The following is a 24,660-nucleotide window of genomic DNA, read 5'->3' as shown; positions in this document are numbered from 1 at the left end:
CTAACGCTCCTTTTCACCAACGATAACAGTTAAATGGCTGGTGCGTTTTAAAATAGGGGAACGTCCTCCCCGGCTCTTAGACTTACTTCGCTTATATACAGGCCCCGCATCCACTCTGACTTCGATGACACTCAGATTTTCGCTTTTCAAATTACAATTCGACTCAGCGTTAGCTACAGCACTATCTAAAACTTTTATTAAACATCTTCCCGCTTTCAACTGAGAAAAACTTAGTTGTTCTCGCGCTTCTTTAACGCTCAAATTTCTCATAAGCCCAGCAGCTAGTCGAGCCTTACGAGGCTGAAGCCGGATGTAGCGGGCCGTCGCTTTAAACATGACACGTCTCCTTTAGACTTACCCTTTTTTCACGGGATGACTTTTAAATATTCTCGTTGGAGAAAACTCACCCAACTTATGTCCGACCATAGTTTCTGAAACAAAAACTGTCAGAAACTTCTTTCCATTATGAACTTCAAAAGTATGGCCGATCATCTCGGGAGTAATCATAGAGCGACGAGACCAAGTTTTAATTGGGGTCTTTTTCTCTTCTAAGTTCATAGCACGCACCTTTTTCAAAAGGTGGTGATCAACAAAAGGACCTTTTCTTAACGATCTACTCATAGTTCTTACTTCCTTCGATCTTTAACAATCCATTTATTACTTTTTCGCTTATTACGGGTTTTCAACCCTTTCGTTACCTTACCCCATGGAGTTCGTGGGATGTAACCATTATGACGACCTTCACCACCACCATGTGGGTGATCAACCGGATTCATCGCAGTACCTCTGACTGTAGGACGAACACCCTTCCAGCGACGTCTTCCCGCTTTACCATCAACGCGCAAATTATGGTCTGCATTAGAAACTTCGCCGATAGTTGCACGACAGCCTTCGTTCAACATACGAAATTCGCCTGAAGGCATTTTTAAAGTAACATAACCTGGAGTCTTAGCAATAATCTGTGCAGCCAAACCTGCAGATCTTACTAACTTTCCCCCAGAAAACGGACGCATTTCAATATTATGCACAGACAACCCTAAAGGCATACTCTTTAGAGTCATACAACAACCAACCTTAAACGGACTACCTTCTCCGGAAATAACACGATCTCCACGCTTAATACCTTTAGGAGCAAGAATATAACGCTTTTCTCCATCAGCATAGTTAAGCAAAGCAATGTAAGCAGAACGATTAGGATCGTATTCAACGGAAACTACTTTGGCTTCGATCCCGTCTTTATTCCTTTTAAAATCAATAATTCGATAAAGACGCTTCACTCCGCCGCCCCTATGGCGACAAGAAATATGGCCTAAATTATCACGACCACCAGAACTTTTTTTAAAAAACGAAAGTTTTTTATTAGGACGAACGCTTCTTTTAGACTTACTACCCTCTAACTCTCCTTGAGTCGTCAATTCCTCAAAAGAAGGAAGAACCAACTGTCTAGTCCCTGGGGTTACTGGCTTAAACTTTTTAAACATGTTTTTCTTCCTCTGATACTTTACCCGATAGAATGGCCTTCATAGAAGGTTACTATTGCCTTCTTAAATCCTGCAGTCTTTCCTTTCCGTCTACCACGGATCATTCGGGCTGGCTGAGGCTTCACACATATCGTGTTTACACTTTTCACTTTTACTTTCTTATCAGCATAAATAGACTCTACAGCTTGCGCAATTAGAGGCTTTGTTGCATTAGCGGCCACTACGAAAGTATACTTCGGATGCTTGCAAAAACTTCCTTTCTTCTTTCCTTGACCACTACCTAAACTTAAACTCTCAAGCGTCTTAGCCTTCTCAGTCACATAATGCCGCTTGATTACATCATAAGGATCTTTCATATCCTGCGTTTCCTTCTAACTAATCTTTCATCCCAGAAATAAGACGCCCGGCGAGCTCGCTGAGAGCCTTCTCAGAAATCACAACACTTCGAGCTGAAGCCAAATCGTATCCGTTCACGTTCACTCCATAAGTAAAACCACGAACAGCCGACAGATTACGCAAACTTAATCTCAAATTTTCATTGCTACCCGCATGATCTAAGTCGTCTATAAACAAAGCTCCACGACACTCAACATTACAAGCCTTCAAAAACCTCAAAGCTTCTTTTGTCTTTGGCGCTGACAGACTACTTACAAACACACTATCATCAGCAACAACTAGTTTGTTAGCCTGAATCTTCTGAGCTAACAAGAGGCGAATAGCCGCACGCTTTTCCTTACGATTAATGCGCACATGCTGATCAAACTTAGGCTTAGGACCAAAAACAATGCCCCCACCACGAAACTGAGGAGCAGCCAAACATCCTTGACGAGCATTCCCAGTGCCCTTTTGCCTGAAAGGTTTCTTAGTAGAATGACTCACCTCTGAACGATTCCTCGTACAAGCAGACCACTGCCTCTTGTTCGCCTGAATGGCGACAAGATAATCCTTAACTAATTGGAGCCCATTTCCCTCTTCAGCAAACAAAGCATCCGACAACTCGACTTCTCCCGTCTTATTCCCCAAAAAATCGAACTTTGATAATAAAACCATTAGGACCTCTTCTGTATTACCCTTTAGCCCTGGAAGAACGTTTGACAACAACAACAGACCCCTTGGAACCAGGGATTGCCCCTTTCACCAGCAACACTTTTTTATCTAAATCTATTTTCACAATTTCTAAATTTGCAACCGTCACGTTCTCAGCACCCATATGACTAGGACGCTTACTTCCAGGGAAACAGCGACCCGGAGTAGAACGCATTCCTATAGAACCTGCATGACGATGAAAACCAGAACCATGACTTCCAGGACCACCCCGAAAACCATATTTCTTCATAACTCCTTGAAAGCCCTTACCCTTAGAAACTCCACTAACATCTACGGAAGAAACACCTTCCAAGACTTCCAAGCCAAACTCATCTCCCAAAGAAACAGCAGAAGCAGCCTCCTCAGAAAGACGAACCTCTTTTAAAAAACGAAAGACGCGAGAACCAGACTTTTTTAAATGGCCAAGCTTAGGCTTAGAAAAACGCTTTTCTAAAGTTTTTTCAGGCGCACAAACTTCGTCAGCCCCGACCTGAACAGCGCTATAACCGTCGGTCGTTGCATCTTTTATCTGAGTAACTACATTAGGTCCTACGCTAATTACTGAACACGCAACAAGATTTCCATCCTTGTCGAAGATATGGATCATACCTTCTTTTTTCCCCATTAAGCTAAGCTGAGACCGCATAATAATTACCCATTAACACAATGACTTGTCCGCACCTAGTGAGAATAACTAGGCAAACCGTTCCAGTACTTTACTTGTAGAATTCTTCAAAAAGAAAAAGAGACTTTTCCTTAAGAAAATAAGGGGAAAGATTATCAAAGGGAGAAGATTTTTACAATAAGAAAAAGCAGGGAAAGCTTTAAGACCAGAAAGATAAATAGCTCTTATAAAACTCTTATTTGCGAATAAATAAAAATCGCTTCTAAAGTTTAGAAGCGATTTATCAAAAAAACCAGATATAGAAAAATATTTCTTACGACTTTGACCAAGCACAGTAAAGGCCAACACAGCTAGATACAGTGACCAAACTAGATGTAACAATCATTTGGCCCGCAGCTGATAATCCTGTTGGAACCAACTTAACAATATCCGCTATTAACTCAAGTCCTTTTTCTAAAATTGTCAGAACAGCTTTTTTGACTTCAGAGATATATGACTGTTTCAAACTTGCTTCGACATCCAAACGATTCTCTACTGACCAACCATAAGCTTCGGAAGAATGGCCTAAACTACTGATGGCACGCTCATAAGCAATGCGTTCCGCAGCAATACCTACTGCCGAACCAATAACACTGGCAGCATGATTCGCTGTCATCATATAAGTTACAGAATTATTTAATTGAGTTTTAGCATCGGAACACAAAAACTGTTTTCCAGAAAGTTTATTTGCCAATAAAACAGGACGTACGGCGCCGAAGGTAGCTAGGAAAGTTGCAGATCCAACAGCAGAACACCCCTCTCTAACAGCAGCAAGAATGTGATCTCTCTTATTCAAATAGATCTTATTATAAGCTTTAGGAGTTTTCGAATTAGCAAACGCAGCTTCCATTCCCTCTGAAGGACCAAAACATTGTTTAACATGCGAAAAACACTCTTTTGTAGAACGGATGCACCCAGGAAGTGCACCATTAAATGCATTAGTCAGGGCTATAAATGAACGCGCCGTTCCTACACCACCAGCAATATTCTTTGCTGTAGCGTGCGCTATCCCTGCATCTCCTGAGACCTCTAGAGAAGCCTGAACAACCTCAGAAACAGACTTGGTTAACTTCAAAGCTTTGTCAACATTCTTAGTTCCACCCACAAAGCGCGCCAACTTATTATTACCGTTAAACAGCAATTGCTTTAAGCAATTAGAAGAACTAGAAGAAGCAGATGGAGCTACTTGCGCAGGAACTTTCGCAAAAGCTACCGAACCTCCTGTACGCAAAATTTGCATTACTACAGACATACTCACCTCCTTAGAAGGATTCAGGCTTAAAAACCATTATTCATAGAATAATAGTAATGAATATACCATAAAACACATTAATCGAATAAACTAACTTGAAACAAAATTAAAATTAGCTCTATTTTTCAAAAATTAATTTTAATTTTGAAAGATTATAACCATTAATAAAAGCTTTAATATCCATTGCTGCCTTTCCTTCTGGTTGCACCTCTTGCAAAGCAATAGCCCCTTCAGAGCACGCTATAAGCACGTCTCCGGCGTCTGATACGCTAATTTCTCCTGGGGCACCGTAATGCCCAGAAAAGGCCGCTAATCGAGCGTTACGGATAACAAGCCTTTTAGCTGGTTTTTCTTGATAAGAAAAACGAATCCAGGCACCGGGAGCTGGAGTCACTCCACGAATGTGTGCATAAACCTGTTGAGCAGGATAATTCCAGTGAATGAACCCCTCCTCTTTGCTCAACTTGGGAGCAAGAGAAGCTTTAGAAGAGTCTTGTGGGGTATGTTGAATGCTCCCATCAACAATTTGATTTAAAGTCTTTATTAGAATTTCTGCCCCTTGAGAAGCTAGGGCAGCTGCTAAATCTCCAGCAGTCATATCCGGGCCAATAGAAACACGGGCTACGTTGGCAATATCTCCAGTATCCATGCCAGAATCCATGCGAATCACTGTATTTCCTGATTCCGTAGCACCATCCATAATACATCTTTGTATAGGAGCTGCGCCACGGTAAGCGGGCAACAAGCCAGCGTGTAGATTATAACATCCGAAACGGGGTAAATCTAATACTGTCTGACGCAAAATTGCACCGTAAGCAACTACTAGGAACACATCAGCTTCAAAAGCTTGCAATTGGTTAATAAAGTGCGGATCCGAAGCTTTCTCTGGCTGAAGCAATGGGATATTTCTAGATAGTGCCAAAGATTTTACTGGGGAAGGAATCAAACGAGAAGAACGCTTCTGTGGTTTATCTGCTCTAGTAACCACGCCAATAATGTTCACGTCGTAATTAAGGAGCCCCTGCAAAACTGTCGCAGCAAAATGAGGCGTACCAAAGTAAACGACTTTAAGTTTCAATTAAAACTCCTTCTTTATCTAGACTATCTTCTTGCTGTAGAGCTGCTTTATCAGCACCACGCTCTATCCCACGCTTGCTAGGATTTTGACAAAACTGAACAAAATTTTGCACTTCAGGAATATGACCGTATTCATCTCGAACTTCAGAAAGACACTCAAAGAACCCATCGCCTGAACGATAAATTCGCTTAAATACTTTAATCAAAGCTAAACGGGTCTCAAAAGGAATCTGGCGTCTTTGCAAACCAACCTTATTGATTCCTCCTAGTTGATAAGGGTTACCAGCTCCTATGGTATAAGGAGGCACATCGCGACGCACGCCACTCAAAGCCCCTACCATAGCGTGATCCCCAATTCGGACAAATTGATGCACTCCAACCATGCCACCGATAATTACATAGTCTCCGACTTGCACATGTCCAGCTAATTGAGCATGATTACTTAAAACCACATTGTTTCCTAGAGTACAGTTGTGAGCAACATGAGCCCAGGGCATAATTAAACAATTATTCCCGATAGAAACGGTCGTCCCCTCAAATGTAGACGATGTGATAATCGCAAACTCTCGAATTTCACAATTTTCACCAATCGTGACATAGGTCTTTTCCCCACGATATTTAAGATCCTGAGGTTTATTCCCTATCATTGCAGACGGCCATATTGTTGTACCCCGACCAACCGTGGTGTGCCCATCAAGATATGCATAAGACTTGATGACGACATTATCACAAAGAGTCACGGTAGATTTGACTACAACATACGGCTCAATAACAACATTCTCTCCGATCTGGGCCCCAGGCTCAATAATTGCTGTTGGGTGAATGTTCGTCATATATCTCCGTTACTGTATGGATTCCTTATCTACAAGAGCAAAGCTAAGCTCTCCTTCAGCGACAACCTGAGAATCCACACACGCACGAGCCAAAGCTTTTCCTCCTTTCGAAGATATAACCAAAAACTCTGCGTGCAACGTAAGAACGTCTCCAGGCTTCACTGCTTGCCGAAACTTTGCTTTTTGGATTCCTAAAAACAAAGCCAACCTTTTATTCCTATCATTTTCTAAAATAACCCCGAGCAATACTCCAGCAGCTTGCGCTAAAGCTTCTAATATCAGTACTCCTGGCATGATAGGTGCCTCAGGGAAATGCCCTACAAAAAAAGGCTCATTGATCGTTACATTTTTTTGTGCAACAATCGAGCGCTTTTCCACATCATAAGACAACACCTTGTCTACTAACAGAAATGGATACCGGTGCGGCAGTAAGTTTAATAATTCTCGTAATTTAATTACAGATGCCTCTCTCATCATTACTCATTTCTTAAGATTGCAATACTTCTAAAATTTTTCTACCCAAAGCAACGTTAGAAAAATGGCCCGAACCGACAGCAACAACATGCGCGATAAATGGGCGCCCAACTAAAGATAAATCACCTATTAAATCCAGAATCTTATGCCTTACAGGCTCGTCTGGGAATCGCAACTCTCCTCTACTAATAATCCCATCATCTTTAAAGACCACAGCATTCTCCAAGCATCCTCCACCTATCAACCCTCGATCCATAAGAAAACACAACTCATTGTAGAGAGCGAATGTCCTACAAGGAGCTATTTCCTTACGAAATACTTCCTCTGTGACTACGAATGAGCGATACTGAGTTCCTATAGTACGACTTTGCGGATAATGCAGAGTATAAGAAATCTTTGACTCTTCAGAAGGGAAAGCTGCTAGAAAACTCTCTTGAGACTGATAGTATACAGGTTGTGACAACGTAACAACTGGGACACTCGCAGACTGCTCGCGAATCCCAGCTTCATCGATCAACTGAGTAAAAATCTTTGAGCTACCATCACCAATTGGGATCTCTTCCTGATCACAACGAACAATCACATTATCAATATTATGAGATCTGAGAGCAGCGAGAAGATGTTCAACAGTAGTAATAGTGGCATTACCTGCCGACAAAGTAGTACTACGTCCCGTATTACAAACATGAGATAAACAAGCAGGAATGTAACTGCCTTGGATATCGGACCGGCAAAAAACTATTCCGGCGTTTTCTTCAGCAGGTTCTAAAGTCAGAGTTGCCGATATGCCCAAGTGGATTCCCACCCCCGAATATCGTACCTTGCGCTTTAACGTTCTTTGAGCTCGTTCTAACATGCAAAAACCTGACAAAGAGAATTCGTATATTATCCTTTTTCTTTTTTAGCAAGCAAGTGATATCCAAAATAGATTACTATCCATACTAAAGAAATGATTCCTAATAATACCATAGGAAGATCTCCCCAAAATGTATAGGGAGTTTTATAATTGTAGAGAGGTAATAATACTTGGAGTATACCAGGAATTGGTTGCTGTTGTTTGGTTTCACAAGGAAGAGCTTTTAAAATTCTACCTAGCGAATCAACCACAGCAGTAGTACCCGTATGACATGCTCTTACGCAAGGCATACCTAATTCTTGATTACGTAAAATGCCATGAAAAAAATGGACCTGAGGAAGCCTAGATCTAGGATACCACCCATCGTTAGTCAGGTTTACTAATAATCGTGCTCCTGCAATTTTATACCTGCGCAACAAACTTCCGAAAGTTTCTTCGTAGCATATCGACACTCCTACTTTAGTAATTCCTTCTACTTCTAAGACACCTGAACGTGACCCAGGGATTCTTTGACATGCAAGAGCATATTCTGGAAAATATTTCTTACACACCGCCCATCCTAGCTTCCCACAAGGGATATACTCCCCACCTGGGACCAAAATTTGCTTATCATATCCTACTACAACACCTGTAGGAGAAACACATTCTGCGGCATTGTAAAGATAAACACCTCGATCAGTAGGCTCCCAACGTTCTAGGCCCACAAGCACAGAACAAGAGAATCTTTGTGCCAACATATGTACTAAATCAAAATTAGTTAGATAACCCTCGCCCCCACTGCTGTTGGTTAAATCTGGGAGTATTTTATTTACCTCATTAACCGGGATAATTCTTTTATTAATTCCACAGGGGAAAGACACCTCTGGGAATACAATAAGATCGACGGGCATAGTAATTTGAGAAGATAGATGCAAGACATGTTTCCAAATCTGCATTGCCGAAACCTGAGAACCGTTTTGTGGTGAAATTCCCGTCTGAACAACTGCAACACGCATTGTAGGATCATCATGAAAATGATAATTCACATACTCATAATATACTCCGCCCAGTAAGTAAGGAAGACAGGAAAAAAATGACCATAAGTATTTCGCACTATTCTTACGCAACAATGATAAATACCAGCTAATCCCTGTTGCCATAACCACATAACTTTGTCCTGCCCATCCCAGAAATCCACCAAACTGCCTCCCATATGCAGTCGCAGAAATAGGCCATCCTAGATAATCTAATGACATTCCGGAAAAAAGGCCGTAAAATCGAAACATTTCTACTAGCACCCATAAACCAGGAATAGCCCATAAAATTCGGGTATGATTTTTACGCACACAGAATATGATGAGGCAAGAAAACACCGAAAACAAAGTGGCTAGAATAGTACAAAGAGCGAACCAAACAACATAAATAATTTTTCCTACACAAACATCCGAGAGCATCCAAGAAAAATGGATTCCTTCAATGGTGAATGACCACAAAAAAGATAAAGCAAAAATAAGTTTTGTAGATAATTGTTTGCCTGACGACCCTAAACTATACCAAAGAAATCCATAACCTAGAATGCTACCAAACAAGCAAAACAGAGGACTAATATCAGGTTGAGCAAATACAAGAAGAACCAAAGAGAAGAGAAAACTAAAGGTTCTAAACACTGCTATCTCGCCTATTGAGGTTCAACCGAGCCTGCCGTCGTTTGTCAGCTTCTTCATAACGTCTTTTTTCTTCCGCAGTTTCTGGAACAATTTGATGCACTAAAGTGGGAGAATTATTCCCATCTACAGCAACGAACGTAAAATATGCGGATGTAATATGACGCCTTTCTTGCTTATATATATTCTCTGCCCACACTTTTACGCCTACTTCTAAAGAAGTTTTCCAAGTTCTATTTACAGCGGCCTTGCATACGAGATTTTCTCCCATGTAAGCAGGGGCATAGAAACATAAAGCATCAACGAAAGCAGTTACACAGATACACTCTGCATGTCGTTCCGCCACAACAAGAGCTAAACGATCAAGCAAACTCATCAATAAACCACCAAAAACAGTATTATTAGCGTTTAAGTCGTTAGGGAAAATTTTATAAATGTGGCCATCAATGCAGCTAAAAGATACTGGCTTTTTCTTGAGCATTAATTGGCTTCCTCCGAGAAAATTTCACGATTTGTCTCCGGCCGGATACTAACTGCACAGAAAAAGAAAATCAAGAAATTCATTAACTAGAGACGAGCGTTGGAATTTTATAATTCCATGAACGGATTATTCATTTGAGCAAATCCTGTACCTTTTTGACGTTGCTTGATTTCATGACGGATAGAGAACAACAAATCTGCATCAAAATCCATTTTCGCCACCCATTGTAGATAAGAAAGAGGAATTTCAGAGAAGCAACGACCTTTGTACTTACCTAAGGGCATATATTTCATTTTAATGGGTTTTGACAAGATTTGTTTCAATTGTTCTACAGTACGAAAACGCTTACACAAATGTTTAAAAATGCTGATATTGATTTGCACATCTTTCATTGCACGGTGATTGCCATCATAAGGAACATTAAAATGAACCGCCAAGGATTCTAATGAATTATTCGGACTATCACCGTATTCCTTGGCCAACCTTAAAGTATCGACTATTAAATACTTAGATAGGAAACTATCTCCTATTCTTTCTGCCTCTTGCGACAAAACTTGAATATCAAACCCTACACTGTGTCCTACAATGTAATCGCCCTCTTTCAAAAAAGCTTTAATCTTAGGGAATACTTCTGCAATCTTTGGCTGATCTTTTAGCATGGCATCAGATATACGATGTATGCGTTGAGACTCTGCAGATACAACTCGATCTGGATTAATGAGGTGCTCAATAGAATCAATAACGCTATCAAAAGTAAAACGAACTGCGGCAAACTCAATAATCCGATCTTTTTTTACATCTAGTCCGGTCATTTCGCAATCTAAGCAAACGAAAACCGCATCCTTTAGTAAAGTCATGGTTTTTTATTCCCTAAATATTTCTGATATCGACAGAGAGGTGCTTTCAATCTCTACTTGTCTACGATTAGCTGTCAAGTTTTCTATACGTATGTGTATAACGTCTCGAAACCTAGGACAAACAATATCCATTGGCCATTCAATACACAATACATCCTCTTCTTCGGCATCCTGAAACAAAAGGCTGACTTCAACGTCAGGACTGATCCGATAAAGATCATAATGGCAAATCCTACGAGGCTGTTCACCATATACATGGAGCAAAGAAAATGACGGGCTCGCGACTTCTTGAGCTAATGTCTCACCTAGGAATGCCTGAGCAACGCCACGAACAAACTCAGTCTTACCAACACCATAATCGCCAAATAACAACAAAACAGCGCCCGGGGGGAGCTGTTTTCCTAACCTAGCACCGATATCTGCAGTTTCCTGAGAAGAATGGGTTACTCTTCTGTATCTATCCATTGACTAATATACACATGAAACGCTGTATCATCCGCCAAACTCTCAATAAACTCAGCAATCTTATCTTCTACCAGAGCGTCTTGCAGCAAGGACAAAAAGCTACCTTCCAATTGAAACTTATTCTGATTTTGCACTTCTTCTAACGTCATAGGGCGTAAATACGAAGAAACAAAATCCTCTACTAAAGTATCTAAACTATGGAATAACTTTCCTGTAACGGCCGAAGCGAACACCGTTTTTACAATAGGCTGCTTTGGAGGGATTATATATTCTTTTATAACATTTGGATCATCAGACACTAAAAACCGTTTCACGCGAACGCCACTCTGACGTTCAGTATTTTGCGGACAGGAAGACAACCAATCGTAAATAGCATCCTGAGGATTAGCGTAAACGTTATCGGCGAATACCTTGCCGGTAAAAGGACATATGTAAATTCTTTTCGTATGTTCATTAACTTCTGGCTTGCCTGAACAAATCTGTATCTCTGTTTCGCGCCAAACTTTTTTATCTTTCTCAAGAATACGGATCGCATCCTCTGGAGTTTTAAAAATCACTTTATCGCGCACAAAAACTACAGGCTTCAAGTGTAAAGCTTGTTCCAAATAGAAAAGATACGCAGACAATAATTCTGGTGTTTTTTGTTTCCCCAAAAACTGGAGAAGTTTTTGCTTGATGTTTCCAGAAATTTCCATGCTTATCCCTTTTTCAGCTAATGAAGCAATTCCGGTCAAAACAACTATCAAAGATAGTAGCTGCCACTCATTGGTACTCAAACAGTTGCGAATCTATAACCACGTATCACAAATGCAACTATTTTTGAGATTTTTATTCTTTTATATTCTTCATCCAAAGGTAAATACCCTTAGATCTCTTCTTAAGTTCGCATTAAATCAACCATACTAACATAAGCAGAGAATTATGTTGAACATAAAGGTATCCCCATCAACACAGGAGTTTTTTTACCTCTTTTTTTGAAAACTTTCTGAGATTGTGTTTTTTTTAGCCTATGTCTACAATCTCGAGCAACGCAGCTATGGCGGAATCGGTAGACGCGCTAGATTCAGGTTCTAGTGAGCTTAGGCTTGTGGAAGTTCAAATCTTCTTAGCTGCACATAATAGATTTTAAAAGGAAAATTATGGTTAAAGTTGTAACCGCTGAAAATTTTGACTCGTTCATTGCATCTGGCTTGGTACTTATCGACTTTTTTGCTGAGTGGTGTGGTCCTTGCAGAATGCTATCTCCTGTACTAGATAGTGTGGCCGAAGAAGCAACAAATATTTCTATTGGCAAAGTCAATATCGATGATACCCCAGCTCCGGCTGAAACCTATGGAGTTTCTTCCATTCCTACTCTGATCTTGTTTAAAGATGGAAAAGAGGTAGACCGCGTAGTCGGTTTGAAGGATAAAGACTCTTTGCTAAAATTAATTAACAAACATTCTTAAAATCATGTCCTCGGTTTACAAGCCGGGGACTTTAAAAATTAGAAAAAACTTCCCGATAATTTTGATAGTTTTGTCTTACCACTTCGTATAGCACCACTCCTACCGTCGTTGCTAAATTGAGTGAACGTATGCCTGGTTTCATTGGCAAGCGATAACAACGGGCCTGATAAATAGTAAGTATATCCGCAGGCAATCCTTTGGATTCGGATCCGAAAAGATAGACACCATCTGAAGGTAGGTCCATTTCTCCATAGTACTGTTTCCCCTTGGTAGAAAGACAGAACACCTTGCTGGGATCCACTCCTTCTAGTGCTTCTTCTAAAGAATCCACAACAGAAAGATCAAGCTTATCCCAATAGTCCATGCCAGCACGTTTAACAAATTTATCCAACAAAGAGAAACCGAGAGGCCTCACCAAAATCAATTCTGCTCCAAGAGCAGTACATGTTCTCCCGATATTCCCCGTATTCTGGGGAATATCGGGATTATATAACACTACCTTCATAAATAACTATTCAGTTTCTTCAACAGCAGCCACTACTTCATCTGTTGCTTCTATCAAGCTAATTTGGAAAATAAGCAAGGAATTAGGAGGCAATTGTCCAGAAGTTCCATATGCGAGATCTGGGTGAATGTAAAGAATACGAACCTCTCCTTCCTTCATCCCCTGCATACCCAAAGCAAAACCAGGGATAGTACGCGACAAAGGCAAAAGAATAGGTTCTTGATTTTGTTCAGAACTACTGAATACTTGACCATTGATAAAACTACCCGTGTAGTGCAACAAAGCTGTAGGCTGGCCTGTTAATACTTTGCCTGTGCCTTCTTTAACAATACGATATTGAAGCTTATCCTCTTGAACTTCTATAACGCCTTCATTTTTTTTGTTTTCCTTTAAAAACTTTTCAGCGAGTGAAAGATTTTCTTGCGATTTCTTCTCAAAAAGTATCTTTTGTATTTCTGCCATTTTCTCCTCAAATTCTGCCTCAGTTAAAGGTGCATCTTTCAATGCTAATTCTGCTTCAAGACCTTTAGCAACCTCAGAAATGTCCAGAACAGCATCCTCTGACTTATGCAACTGACGAGCCAACAAATGACCGAATGTACGAGACAACTTTTGGTTTTCGGTAAGCTCAGAGTTAGCTTCACTATTTGATAACTTAGCTTGTGTTTTATCACCTGGGTTCGAACTTATTCCACAAGAAGCGATGGATGCGGATACAACTAGTATTGCTACTATTAAATTCCATCGTTTTTTCATGTCTTTCTCTCCTATTGTTTTAGCTTCATACCGAGCAACCTGACCTTACCTTGGCCCAAATCACTAACAAATTATTCAAGAGGCCACCTTAATGCTTAGCTCTTTTAATTGCGAAGACATTATTTCAGAAGGCGCTTCCATCATCAAATCAGCTGCCCGTTGTGTTTTTGGAAATGCTATAACTTCTCGAATACTCTCCGCAGAAGTTAATACCATCATAAGTCTATCCAACCCTAGGGCGATACCCAAATGCGGTGGAGTGCCAAAACTTAAAGCTTCAATAAAGAAGCCAAATTTCTCTTTTATCTTTTCAGGAGACATTTGCAAAATAGAGAAAATCTTATTCTGCAATTCTGGATTATGTATACGTTGCGAACCTGAAGCAATTTCATAACCGTTCAACACAAGATCATAACTTGAAGAACGGACAGATAAAGGATTACTTTCTAGCAGAGGGATATCCTCTTCTAAAGGAGCTGTAAATGGATGATGTTCAGAACAAATTTTCCCTTCTTCTTTAGTAAATAATGGGAAATCAGTAATCCATACGAACTTGTACTGAGAATTGTCATATAAATTACGTTCTTTCGCGATCAACCTACGTAAATGATCTAAAGATTGATTTGCTATCGACTCTGGAGCCGCAATTAAAAGTAAAATATCCTGATCCTTGGCATCAAATTCTTCAAACATAGCTTGAAAGACATGCTCAGAAGCAAACTTAGCAACATTGGAAGATACGCCATTTTCTTGTTTTTTGATCCAAACTAATCCCATGGCACCATAACGTTTCACAAAATCAGTATAGATATCCAACTGTTTTCTTGACATATCAGCACCACCAGGAACACAAAATCCTTTAATTGTGCCTCCTTGAGCTAGTTGATCCAAGAATATGGAGAAAGTAAACTGCTTCGCATATTCACGACAATCATGTAACTTTAACCCAAAACGTAAATCAGGTTTATCCGTGCCATAAAAATCTTTAGCCTCTTGATAAGTCATACGAGGAAGAGGCAGATCAATTTTAATTCCCTTAACGGCAAATAATTTAGTAACAAGATCCTCTATAATAGGGAAAAGATCATTGGGATCACCAAAACTCATCTCAATATCTATTTGAGCAAACTCTGGTTGACGATCGGCTCGCAAATCTTCGTCACGGAAACATGTCGCGATTTGGAAATAACGATCCAGTCCTCCAACCATAAGAATTTGTTTGAAAATCTGAGGAGACTGAGGAAGAGCATAAAACTGCCCAGGGTAAATACGTGAAGGCACTAAATAGTCTCTTGCGCCTTCTGGGGTTGATTTCCCCAAAACTGGAGTAACAACTTCGATAAATCCGTGTTTATCTAGATACTCACGACATGCCAACATAACTTTATGTCGACAAATTAGTCGATCTAGTATTTGACCACGACGCATATCTAAATAACGATACTCTAAACGAAGCTCTTCGTTCACATTAATGTGATCATCAGAGATTGAAAAAGGCAAGTTTTGTGCACGAGATAGAATTTCTAATTTCTCAATTTCTACTTCTATGTCGCCTGTAACTAGATTAGGATTTTCCATTCCTGGCAAACGACCACATACCTTACCTTCTACAGATAAAACCCATTCAGAACGGACAGTATCCACTAATTGGTGCAATTCTGGACTTTCCTCTTCACGGCAGACAATTTGAGTGATACCGAAACGATCTCGTAAATCTATAAAAACTACCCCACCATGATTTCGATAACGATGGACCCAACCAGACAACCGGACTGTTTCATTTAAATTTTTCCGAGATAGTTCATTACAATGATGAGTTCTGTATTTCATATAGCAACCTTTGCTCTACTGTCTCTTTAGAGCCAGAAAATTCCTGGCGTAGAGCCATATTTTTTACCGTCAATTGTTCCGAAAGAATTTCACGCTCACCAACTGGACAGACAAAAGTTACATTGTCAGCGTCTGCAGTTTTCAAAGCGATTTTTAACTTTTTGTGCGACCAGTCTATTTCAGTAGGAATAGCAAGACTCCGCAAATGCTGTGCCCAAACAAAACAAAAATGATCTGCTGTAATATCCATAGGGATCAGCCGAAAACGAGGGGGTGATAAATTAGGCAAATTCCCTTGAGCCAATAAAGTTTGAATAACTCTTTCTAAACCTACACCAAAACCGCATGCGGGGATGTCCGCCCCTCCGGAAGAAGCGACAAGACCATCATAACGGCCTCCACCGCCCAAAGCATAAGAATGTCCAGAAAACGAGGTTATTGCCTCAAACACGAGATCCGTATAATAATCTAACCCCCGCACTAATCTTGAGTTAATAGTATGCTTAATTCCTAAATTAGATAAAGCAGAGAGGACATCATCAAAATATTTCCTATCTTCTTTTGAAACATGATCCAAAATAGATGGAGCATTGTTAATAATTTCTTGGTCTTCTTTTTCTTTAGAATCTAATATCCGGAGCGCATTGGTTGCATAGCGTTCTTGACTCAATGGAGATAGCTGATCGAAATGATCAGCAAGGTACTTTTTTAACACTATATCATACTCTTTCCTAGCAGACGCTCCCCCTAGAAAATTCACTTGGATCTCCATGTGTTGCAGACCTACGGCACGATAGAAATGCCATAACAAAGAAATAACCTCTGCATCTCGCAAAGCATGACGGATCCCGATAGCTTCAACCCCAAACTGATGATGTTGCCTATATCTTCCCAACTGTTGCCTTTCGTAGCGAAACATGGGAAGAATGTAATAAAATTTGTTGTCACTTCTTTGTTCAGCCCCATGTTCTATTAAAGAACGGACAACACTCGCCGTTCCTTCGGGCCTTAGGGTCAAAGACCTCCCCTTTTTATCGGGGAACGTATACATTTCTTTTTTTACAATATCACTATGTTCACCAACATGCGTGAAAAGCTCTGTCTTCTCAAAAACAGGAGTACGTATTTCAAAAAATCCGTACAAATCGCAGACTTGCCTTATAATGTTCTCCACATAATGCCAGGATGCTGTGGAACGCCACAGAGATTTAACGTCCTTTATATAGGGGAAGATATCGAAAACCCCTTTGGGTAAACTTACTTTCACGTTGTACAACTTTAATTTGATTAGAACAGGAAGATTAACCGGCCCAACTTAAAGACTGAGCTGCTTGCCAGACTTTCTGAAAGGCACCACTACTAAAGCAATGATTACGGATTGAAAAGATAAACTTTTACGTTCTCTGTCGTCAAGATATAAAGATCAAACTCTTCTGACACAATCATCGAAACGCTCTATGATGGGTTCAATAATTTCTTCACAGGGAATACTCTCATTAAAAAAACAGATGCCAACAGAATGAGCAAATGATTCTATTCCATCGTTAAGCCACGGATCGCCCATTTCATTCACAACAAGAGGAGCCCAAAGAAGCCCTAAAGAAAATATTACTATAATTTTCACGCCTTCCTAATCGACCCGAATGATGATGATATTACTTAGAACTGAATCTCAAATGTAATACCGAGTTTATACAAAAAATTATCGAATTAATATATATATTAGGCACATTATAACATATCATTCCTTTCTTGTTTTTTTACCCTCCTCATGCTAATCTGAGGCATTATTGTTGCGATACATTAAATATTTAAATACGAGATCTTATGATGAATATTTGGACCAAATTCTTTCAGCCACCTAAGCATATCAAAGAAATTGATGATCCAGAATTAATCAAGAAGCAGTATAAGTATTGGCGAGTCCGGATCTTCTACAGCATGTTCCTGGGCTATGTTTTCTACTACTTCACGCGAAAGAGCTTCACCTTTGCAATGCCGACCTTAATATCTGATTTAGGCTTTGATAAGGCTCAACTAGGTATTATAGGCAGTACGCTATACATTACTTATGGGATTAGTAAATTTGTCAGTGGAGTTATGTCAGACCAATCCAATCCACGCTATTTCATGGCCTTGGGATTGATTATTACTGGTCTAACAAACATCTTCTTCGGTTGTTCGTCCTCTATCCTGTTCTTTGCTCTTTGGTGGGGGCTGAATGGTTGGTTTCAGGGTTGGGGATGGCCTCCTTGCGCACGCTTATTAACTCACTGGTACTCGAAATCAGAGCGGGGTACATGGTGGAGCATTTGGAGTACCTCCCACAATATCGGTGGAGCCTTGATTCCAATTCTTACAGGATTTGCGATTGACTATTGTGGCTGGCGCGGTGCAATGTTCATTCCTGGCGTCTTATGTATCGGGATGGGTTTCATTTTAATAAATCGTTTAAGAGATACGCCACAATCTCTGGGTCTCCCTGCAATCGAAAAGTATAGAAAAGAACAAGATGCTCGTCCTCATCAAGAAACGACAGCAGATATCCTAGAAGAAGAAGCTGAAAAAGAGTTAACGACAAGAGATATCTTATTTACCTATGTTCTGACGAATAAATGGATTTGGCTTCTATCTTTTGCATCTTTCTTCATCTATATTGTTCGTATGGCTGTAAATGATTGGAGTGCGCTATTCTTAATAGAGACAAAAAATTATACAGCGGTGAAAGCAAATTTCTGTGTTTCTCTGTTTGAGATTGGTGGTTTATTTGGCATGCTACTTGCCGGGTGGCTGTCAGATAAGCTCAATAAAGGGAAACGTGGTCCTATGAACGTTATCTTTTCTCTAGGTCTGTTATTCTCGATCTTAGGGATGTGGTACGGCCGCACGCACATATTATGGTGGCTAGACGGAGCCTTATTATTTACAATCGGTTTCTTCCTTTTTGGGCCTCAAATGATGATAGGTTTAGCTGCAGCTGAATTATCTCACAAAAAGGCTGCGGGAACTGCTAGCGGATTTGCGGGTTGGTTTGCATATTTCGGAGCAGCATCTTCTGGCTATCCTCTTGGTAAAATTGCTCAGGATTATGGCTGGCAAGGCTTTTTCTTGATTCTGTTAGCATGTACTTTACTAACCCTAGCTTTATTTCTACCCACTTGGAATGCTTCAGAAAAAAACCTAAGAAATAAAGGCTAAAATAATTTACGCAGGAATTTATTTTGACTTGGATACCTCTTCATTGTCATTCGCAGTACTCTATTTTAGATGCCACCTGCTCTATTAAAAACTTGGTTTCTAAAGCTAAAGAGTACGAAATTCCTGCCTTAGCCCTAACAGATCACGGAAATCTCTACGGGGCGATAGAATTTTACAAGGAATGTGAAAATCAAGGGATCAAACCTATTATTGGCTGCGAGCTGTACGTAGCCCCCTCTTCCCGTTTTGATAAAAAAAAAGAAAAAAAGCAGCGTGTAGCTACGCATTTAATTTTGCTATGCAAAAATGATCAGGGGTATCGCAATCTCTGCTTACTATCGTCCTTAGCTTTTACTGAGGGCTTCTATTATTTCCCAAGGATAGATAGAGACCTACTATCGAAACATTCAGAAGGTTTAGTGTGTTTATCAGCATGTCTCTCTGGTTCTGTGGCTCAGGCAGCGCTAGAATCCGAAGAAGCTCTAGAAAAAGATTTATGTTGGTATCGAGAAGTCTTTGGGGATGATTTTTTCAGCGAAGTCCAATTACACAAAATGTCAGATCAGAAGATCTCATCTTTTCAGGAAGAATGGTTAAAACATGAATACTTCGAGTTTATAGACAAACAAAATAAAATAAATTCTTCTATCCTACAGGTCAGCAATCGCTTAGGAATTCGCTCTGTTGCGACTAATGATATCCATTATATTCATCCAGATGATTGGATGGCGCATGAAATTTTATTGAATGTCCAATCTGGAGAAACAGTCCGCATTGCCAAGCAAAATACCTATATTCCTAATCCAAAAAGAAAGGTTTATCGAAGTAGGGAATTTTACTTTAAATCTCCTGAAGAGATGAAAGCCTTATTTACTGAACATCCTGAGGTAATTTCAAATACTCTAGACGTGGCTGAACGTTGTAATTTGAAATTAAATTTCTCAAAAAAACATTACCCCATTTATATCCCAGAATTCTTAAAAACTCGAGATTCCTATTCAGAAGAAGAGAGGTATGAAGCTTCAGCTACCTTTCTTAGAGAACTTTGCGAACAAGGATTAATCACAAAATATACTCCTGAACGTCTTTCATATATTGCTGAAAAATTCCCAAATCAAGATCCCTTAACTTTAGTCAAAGAGCGATTAGAAATGGAAATGTCAATAATCATTCCTAAAGGAATGTGCGACTATCTGCTGATCGTTTGGGATATTATTCATTGGGCAAAAGCAAATGGAATTCCTGTAGGTCCCGGAAGAGGATCGGGGGCGGGTTCTGTGTTGCTTTTCCTTCTAGGAATTACAGAAATTGAACCCATACGTTTTGACTTATTCTTTGAGAGATTCATCAATCCTGAACGTTTGTCTTATCCAGATATCGATATTGATATCTGCATGGCAGGAAGAGAGCGTGTAATTAACTACGCAACTGAACGTCACGGCAAAGAAAACGTCGCTCAGATTATTACTTTCGGAACAATGAAAGCAAAAATGGCTGTCAAAGATGTGGGCAGGACGTTAGACATGCCTTTATCAAAAGTCAACCAGATAGCTAAGCATATTCCCGAACTTAATGCTACCTTGTCCAAGGCTTTAGAATCTGATCCTGAATTACACGAACTGTATCTTAGTGACCCTGAAGCTAAGCAAGTCCTTGATATGGCAATGCGTTTAGAAGGATCTATCCGCAATACTGGTGTACATGCAGCAGGGGTAATTATTTGTGGAGAACCGCTTACTAAGCATATCCCCATTTGTATATCTAAAGATTCAACAATGATCACTACGCAATTCTCTATGAAACCTGTAGAGAACGTGGGAATGCTAAAAGTTGATTTTTTAGGACTAAAAACTCTAACCAGTATTCACATTGCTATAACAGCAATCCATAAGAAAACTGGTAAATTATTGGAAATGTCTTCTTTACCTTTGGATGATAAAACTACGTTTTCTCTTCTACATCAAGGGAAAACCATGGGGATATTCCAAATGGAATCTAAAGGGATGCAAGAACTAGCAAAAAATCTTCGCCCAGACTCTTTTGAAGAAATTATCGCTATAGGTGCTTTGTATCGCCCAGGCCCTATGGACATGATTCCATCATTCATTAACAGGAAACATGGCAAAGAAATTATTGAATATGATCATCCTTTGATGGAATCTATTCTTAAAGAAACCTACGGCATCATGGTCTACCAAGAGCAGGTGATGCAGATTGCAGGCTCTTTAGCTAGTTATTCTCTCGGTGAGGGTGATGTCTTACGCCGCGCAATGGGAAAGAAAGACATCAACCAAATGCTAGAGGAACGTAAAAAGTTCTGTGAACGCGCGTGCCAAAATGGTATCGATGCCAACTTAGCAACTACCATTTTTGATAAAATGGAAAAATTTGCTTCGTATGGGTTCAATAAATCTCATGCTGCAGCTTATGGATTAATTACTTATACCACAGCGTATCTGAAAGCTAATTATCCAAAAGAGTGGCTTGCGGCACTCCTGACCTCTGACTCGGATGATATTGAAAAAGTTGGGAAGCTAATTCAGGAAGCGCACAGCATGGACATTCGTATCTTGCCTCCTGACATTAACGAGTCTGGAACAAACTTTGTTGCAACCAGTAACGGAATTCGTTTTGCTATGGGAGCGATTAAAGGTATCGGCAAAGGCCTAGTAGAAAATATTATAGAAGAGCGAGAAAAAAATGGGAGCTATCGTAGCATCCAAGATTTCATACAACGTTCTGATCTTAAAAAAGTATCTAAGAAGCATATTGAGAGTCTTATAGATGCTGGGTGCTTTGATATTTTCGAGCCTAATCGTGATATTGCACAGGCAATGTTAGAAGCATATTACGATCCAATCTCTAAAGAAAAAAAAGAAGCTGCTACTGGCACTATGACTTTCTTTTCTCTAGGTATTATGAGCCAGGAATCTTCAACTACTTTTTCACCTCCTCATGATATTATTTATCGACCCAAACGAGAAATCTTGAAAAAGGAAAAAGAATTACTAGGAATCTATCTAACTGAGCATCCCATGGATGCTGTTAAAGACGTACTTCCACGCCTTTCTGTTGTGAGAGCTGGAGACTTCGATAATCTTCCACATAATTCTGTCATCCGAACAATATTTATAATTGATAAGATTACCACAAAGCTATCTTCTAAAGGTCAAAAGAAATTCGCCATATTACGCGTCAGTGACGGTATAGATTCATACGAGTTGCCTATTTGGCCAGAAATGTATAGCGCGCAGCAAGAAATTTTAGAAGAAGACCGTTTAATTTATGCGATTCTTCTAATTGATAGACGTAGCGATTCTTTACGTTTATCTTGCCGATGGATGAAAGACTTTGCTCTTATTAATGAAGAAATTATACGGGAGTGTGATGAAGCATTCGATCAAATTAAGGCACAGATACAAAAAATGTCTTATGCCCAAACAATGAACAAAGACACAAAAACTCAAAGGAAGACTGTAAATATGCAAAAAAATACGCAAACAAAACAGCTTTCCAAAGTTACTCTTTCTCTCGATCTTGACCACGTACGGCATAGTCACATCTATTTGTTAAAACAAATATTACAGAAATATCCTGGTTCACGCAGCTTATCCCTAGTATTTACAAAGGCTAATAACGCTATCGCTTCGATAACTCCTGACATGGAATACTTTGTTTCTGAAGACGTCACAAATTTACGTACTGAGCTGCAAGAAGCGCAACTCCCCCTAACCTTCACTTGCTAAAAAATTAGAGATCTTGAAATAGCTTCCCTGTCACTGCATTTACATACTCAATACGGATACTATTGTCTGGGCATGTTAAGGAAATCTTATAGACAGGGACAAATACTTCTGAACTATTAATAATTAAGAAATTATTTCCAAAAATCATCCCAGCAAAATTACGTACGCGATCTTGTGAATATTGAGATTGACATATTGATGATTTTCTAGGTCTACGCAACCAAACAGGAAGAGCATGGAGAGTAGTTGTACATCCTTTGATGGGTTGCATCTGCTGGAAGTGACTTCCTATTTGTCCCCCTGTTGTAAAAATGAGTTTCTTTCTTTGACAATCTCGAATCACTTTATCTGCTTTAATATTTTTCATAGTTAAAGCATGTGTAAGAGATTCCTTAGATGCTGCTCCTCCTAAACTCGCCAATGTTTGCATAACACAAACGTCTTGCCTATCGGCACGCAGCATCAAACATTCTCGAAAACCTTTAGAACAAGACCAGGTACCCGTATTAAGAACCATCTCTCCATTTACTAAATTCCAAAGCAGCATCCCTTCTTGACTAACTGCTCCTCTTTTTACGCCATCTTCCCTAGAGAACCGCACATGCATGAGTAGGTGAGGCACGAAAGTCAGCTCTGCAGACGCATTACCATCCATATACTCTGGGAACAACGCAAGAGCCTGATCTGAAGAAATTCTTCTTTCAAATACTTGTAATTTCTCAAATCCTGAAACTTTACGCACTAAACGACAACTTTTTTCCAGAACTTCAATACTGTAATCAGCAGTCGCTTGCATCACTTTTTGAGCACCTGGGACACGGTCCCATAAAAAAACACCGCAAAAAAGAGATACAACAAAAGCTCCAAAGTATAGAACTAACTTTTTCATAAAAAACCTTTTTATCTATTTTAATAAATAAAAAAATGTTTTATCAAATAAAAAAAATTACGTTTTGTAAATAAAACAAAGACAAGGGATTTGACAAATTCTGTTTTTCTTTTTTATGATGACATTTTGTTATTTTAGCTTCGTGCGCGATCATGAAATGCCTTCTGCAATTCGTTTTTTTGTTCTTAATACTATCTTTTGGCGCCCACGCCAAACCTATTTCCTTTGAACCCTTTTCTGGAAAACTATCTCCTGAAAGATTTGTCCCTCAGTATTCTCCTGACGATTACTTCATTCAAGGTCAGCGTTATTTAGAAAATCAGAGTTATCGACAAGCATTGTTATGCTTTGGGATGATTACACATCATTTCCCACAAGATCCTTTATACTCTAAAGCCTTATATTTCTCTGGTGTCTGCTATTTTAAAAAAGGCCAGCCAGATTTAGCAGATAAAGCTTTCTCTGCTTATTTGCAACGTCCGGATGCAGAATATTCTGAAGAACTGTTCTCCATGAAATACTCTATTGCACAGAGTTTCGCTCAAGGCAAGCGCAAACGTCTTTTTTTACTAGAAGGGTTCCCTAAGTTAACAAATGCTGATCAAGATGCCTTACGCATATATGACGAAGTTTTAACCGCTTTTCCTACTCAAGATTTAGGAGCAAAGTCTTTATATTTAAAGGGAGATCTTCTAATTATCAAAAATGAGCTATCTGAAGCGATCAAAACTATGAAAAAGTTAACGTTACAGTTCCCTGACCACGAACTGTCTCCTAAAGCTTTTTTACGTTTGTCTGAGATTTACTTAGCACAGGCTAAGAAGGAGCCTGATAATCTTCAATATCTGAATTTTGCAAAGCAGAATAAAATCGCCATGGAAAGACAACATCCTAATCATCCTTTGAATACAGAAGTGTCTGCAAATGTCCAAGCTATGTGCGAACACTATGCTTCGGGTTTATATTCAACTGGAAGATTCTATGAGAAGAAGAAGAAGTTAGAAGCCGCAAGCATCTACTACTCTACTGCCTTACGAAATTATCCAGATACATCTTTAGTGGCTAAATGCCATAAGCGATTAGATAGAATTGCGAAGCATACTTCTTAGTTTAGTAAAA

Annotated in this window: 26 protein-coding genes and 1 tRNA gene; 5 read left to right on the top strand and 22 right to left on the bottom strand. The window is 39.6% G+C overall.

The window, feature by feature from the left end; translation table 11 throughout:
• The 16 genes from rplV to H359_RS00720 form a co-directional block, all read right to left on the bottom strand.
• Positions 1–336: a 50S ribosomal protein L22 gene (rplV, locus tag H359_RS00795; RefSeq protein WP_020370817.1), complete on the bottom strand. Its 336-nt coding sequence runs from the start codon at positions 334–336 to the stop codon at positions 1–3.
• An 18-nt stretch (positions 337–354) separates the two neighbouring features.
• A complete protein-coding gene (gene rpsS, locus H359_RS00790; protein WP_020370816.1) occupies positions 355–621 on the bottom strand; it encodes a 30S ribosomal protein S19 in 267 nt (88 codons plus the stop codon).
• Between the two features lie 5 nt (positions 622–626).
• A complete protein-coding gene (rplB, locus tag H359_RS00785) occupies positions 627–1,481 on the bottom strand; it encodes a 50S ribosomal protein L2 (RefSeq protein WP_020370815.1) in 855 nt (284 codons plus the stop codon).
• Positions 1,482–1,501: 20 nt separating this feature from the next.
• Positions 1,502–1,837 carry a 50S ribosomal protein L23 gene (locus tag H359_RS00780; protein WP_020370814.1) on the bottom strand — a complete coding sequence of 112 codons (336 nt, stop codon included), beginning with the start codon at positions 1,835–1,837 and terminating at the stop codon, positions 1,502–1,504.
• Between the two features lie 19 nt (positions 1,838–1,856).
• The gene (gene rplD, locus H359_RS00775) at positions 1,857–2,531 is read right to left on the bottom strand and encodes a 50S ribosomal protein L4 (protein ID WP_020370813.1); all 675 of its coding nucleotides are present in this window, start codon (positions 2,529–2,531) and stop codon (positions 1,857–1,859) included.
• A gap of 16 nt (positions 2,532–2,547) precedes the next feature.
• The gene (rplC, locus tag H359_RS00770) at positions 2,548–3,213 is read right to left on the bottom strand and encodes a 50S ribosomal protein L3 (RefSeq protein WP_020370812.1); all 666 of its coding nucleotides are present in this window, start codon (positions 3,211–3,213) and stop codon (positions 2,548–2,550) included.
• A 292-nt stretch (positions 3,214–3,505) separates the two neighbouring features.
• Positions 3,506–4,483: a CT529 family inclusion membrane protein gene (locus H359_RS00765; RefSeq protein ID WP_020370810.1), complete on the bottom strand. Its 978-nt coding sequence runs from the start codon at positions 4,481–4,483 to the stop codon at positions 3,506–3,508.
• Between the two features lie 118 nt (positions 4,484–4,601).
• The gene (gene fmt / locus H359_RS00760) at positions 4,602–5,561 is read right to left on the bottom strand and encodes a methionyl-tRNA formyltransferase (protein WP_020370809.1); all 960 of its coding nucleotides are present in this window, start codon (positions 5,559–5,561) and stop codon (positions 4,602–4,604) included.
• Positions 5,551–6,393 carry an acyl-ACP--UDP-N-acetylglucosamine O-acyltransferase gene (gene lpxA, locus H359_RS00755; RefSeq protein ID WP_020370808.1) on the bottom strand — a complete coding sequence of 281 codons (843 nt, stop codon included), beginning with the start codon at positions 6,391–6,393 and terminating at the stop codon, positions 5,551–5,553. The genes fmt and lpxA overlap by 11 nt, the downstream gene beginning before the upstream one ends.
• A 9-nt stretch (positions 6,394–6,402) precedes the next feature.
• Positions 6,403–6,867, bottom strand: coding sequence for a 3-hydroxyacyl-ACP dehydratase FabZ (gene fabZ / locus H359_RS00750; RefSeq protein ID WP_021119534.1), 465 nt, complete (start codon positions 6,865–6,867; stop codon positions 6,403–6,405).
• Between the two features lie 13 nt (positions 6,868–6,880).
• Positions 6,881–7,723 (bottom strand): UDP-3-O-acyl-N-acetylglucosamine deacetylase, encoded by an 843-nt coding sequence (gene lpxC, locus H359_RS00745; protein ID WP_020370806.1) that lies wholly within the window; start codon positions 7,721–7,723, stop codon positions 6,881–6,883.
• Between the two features lie 29 nt (positions 7,724–7,752).
• On the bottom strand, positions 7,753–9,369 hold the full coding sequence (gene lnt, locus H359_RS00740) for an apolipoprotein N-acyltransferase (protein WP_020370805.1): 1,617 nt from the start codon (positions 9,367–9,369) through the stop codon (positions 7,753–7,755).
• On the bottom strand, positions 9,362–9,847 hold the full coding sequence (locus tag H359_RS00735; protein ID WP_020370804.1) for an acyl-CoA thioesterase: 486 nt from the start codon (positions 9,845–9,847) through the stop codon (positions 9,362–9,364). The genes lnt and H359_RS00735 overlap by 8 nt, the downstream gene beginning before the upstream one ends.
• Positions 9,848–9,954: 107 nt before the next feature.
• The gene (locus tag H359_RS00730; RefSeq protein WP_020370803.1) at positions 9,955–10,704 is read right to left on the bottom strand and encodes a putative quorum-sensing-regulated virulence factor; all 750 of its coding nucleotides are present in this window, start codon (positions 10,702–10,704) and stop codon (positions 9,955–9,957) included.
• Between the two features lie 6 nt (positions 10,705–10,710).
• The gene (gene tsaE / locus H359_RS00725) at positions 10,711–11,169 is read right to left on the bottom strand and encodes a tRNA (adenosine(37)-N6)-threonylcarbamoyltransferase complex ATPase subunit type 1 TsaE (protein ID WP_020370802.1); all 459 of its coding nucleotides are present in this window, start codon (positions 11,167–11,169) and stop codon (positions 10,711–10,713) included.
• Positions 11,148–11,864 (bottom strand): DUF2709 domain-containing protein, encoded by a 717-nt coding sequence (locus tag H359_RS00720; protein ID WP_020370801.1) that lies wholly within the window; start codon positions 11,862–11,864, stop codon positions 11,148–11,150. The genes tsaE and H359_RS00720 overlap by 22 nt, the downstream gene beginning before the upstream one ends.
• 335 nt (positions 11,865–12,199) lie before the next feature.
• Here H359_RS00720 and H359_RS00715 point away from each other — a divergent pair.
• Together H359_RS00715 and trxA are read left to right on the top strand one after the other, a co-directional pair.
• Positions 12,200–12,283: transfer RNA gene (locus H359_RS00715), tRNA-Leu, on the top strand.
• A gap of 25 nt (positions 12,284–12,308) precedes the next feature.
• Positions 12,309–12,617, top strand: coding sequence for a thioredoxin (trxA, locus tag H359_RS00710; protein ID WP_020370800.1), 309 nt, complete (start codon positions 12,309–12,311; stop codon positions 12,615–12,617).
• Between the two features lie 31 nt (positions 12,618–12,648).
• Here trxA and H359_RS00705 read toward each other — a convergent pair whose 3' ends face one another.
• The 5 genes from H359_RS00705 to H359_RS00685 all read right to left on the bottom strand — a co-directional run bounded on the left by H359_RS00705 (position 12,649) and on the right by H359_RS00685 (position 17,332).
• Positions 12,649–13,122 (bottom strand): tRNA (cytidine(34)-2'-O)-methyltransferase, encoded by a 474-nt coding sequence (locus tag H359_RS00705; RefSeq protein ID WP_020370799.1) that lies wholly within the window; start codon positions 13,120–13,122, stop codon positions 12,649–12,651.
• A gap of 6 nt (positions 13,123–13,128) precedes the next feature.
• Positions 13,129–13,878 (bottom strand): FKBP-type peptidyl-prolyl cis-trans isomerase, encoded by a 750-nt coding sequence (locus H359_RS00700; RefSeq protein WP_020370798.1) that lies wholly within the window; start codon positions 13,876–13,878, stop codon positions 13,129–13,131.
• Between the two features lie 75 nt (positions 13,879–13,953).
• Positions 13,954–15,708 carry an aspartate--tRNA ligase gene (gene aspS, locus H359_RS00695; protein ID WP_020370797.1) on the bottom strand — a complete coding sequence of 585 codons (1,755 nt, stop codon included), beginning with the start codon at positions 15,706–15,708 and terminating at the stop codon, positions 13,954–13,956.
• Positions 15,683–16,975 (bottom strand): histidine--tRNA ligase, encoded by a 1,293-nt coding sequence (hisS, locus tag H359_RS00690; protein WP_035392256.1) that lies wholly within the window; start codon positions 16,973–16,975, stop codon positions 15,683–15,685. Before hisS ends, aspS begins: the two co-directional genes overlap by 26 nt.
• Positions 16,976–17,131: 156 nt before the next feature.
• Positions 17,132–17,332, bottom strand: a complete 201-nt coding sequence (locus H359_RS00685; protein WP_020370795.1) for a hypothetical protein — start codon at positions 17,330–17,332, stop codon at positions 17,132–17,134.
• A 206-nt stretch (positions 17,333–17,538) separates the two neighbouring features.
• Here H359_RS00685 and pgtP point away from each other — a divergent pair, with 206 nt between their 5' ends.
• Positions 17,539–18,906, top strand: a complete 1,368-nt coding sequence (gene pgtP, locus H359_RS00680; protein WP_020370794.1) for an MFS transporter — start codon at positions 17,539–17,541, stop codon at positions 18,904–18,906.
• A 23-nt stretch (positions 18,907–18,929) separates the two neighbouring features.
• A complete protein-coding gene (gene dnaE / locus H359_RS00675) occupies positions 18,930–22,652 on the top strand; it encodes a DNA polymerase III subunit alpha (protein WP_020370793.1) in 3,723 nt (1,240 codons plus the stop codon).
• Positions 22,653–22,656: 4 nt separating this feature from the next.
• Here dnaE and H359_RS00670 read toward each other — a convergent pair whose 3' ends face one another.
• On the bottom strand, positions 22,657–23,541 hold the full coding sequence (locus H359_RS00670) for a hypothetical protein (RefSeq protein ID WP_020370792.1): 885 nt from the start codon (positions 23,539–23,541) through the stop codon (positions 22,657–22,659).
• Between the two features lie 152 nt (positions 23,542–23,693).
• Here H359_RS00670 and H359_RS00665 point away from each other — a divergent pair, with 152 nt between their 5' ends.
• On the top strand, positions 23,694–24,650 hold the full coding sequence (locus H359_RS00665) for a tetratricopeptide repeat protein (protein WP_020370791.1): 957 nt from the start codon (positions 23,694–23,696) through the stop codon (positions 24,648–24,650).
• Positions 24,651–24,660 lie beyond the last annotated feature (10 nt).

This window comes from Chlamydia ibidis 10-1398/6 (assembly GCF_000454725.1).
GTDB classification, from domain to species: domain Bacteria; phylum Chlamydiota; class Chlamydiia; order Chlamydiales; family Chlamydiaceae; genus Chlamydia; species Chlamydia ibidis.
Note: the sequence above shows the minus strand (reverse complement) of the source record. Positions and strands in the feature narration are given on the sequence as shown.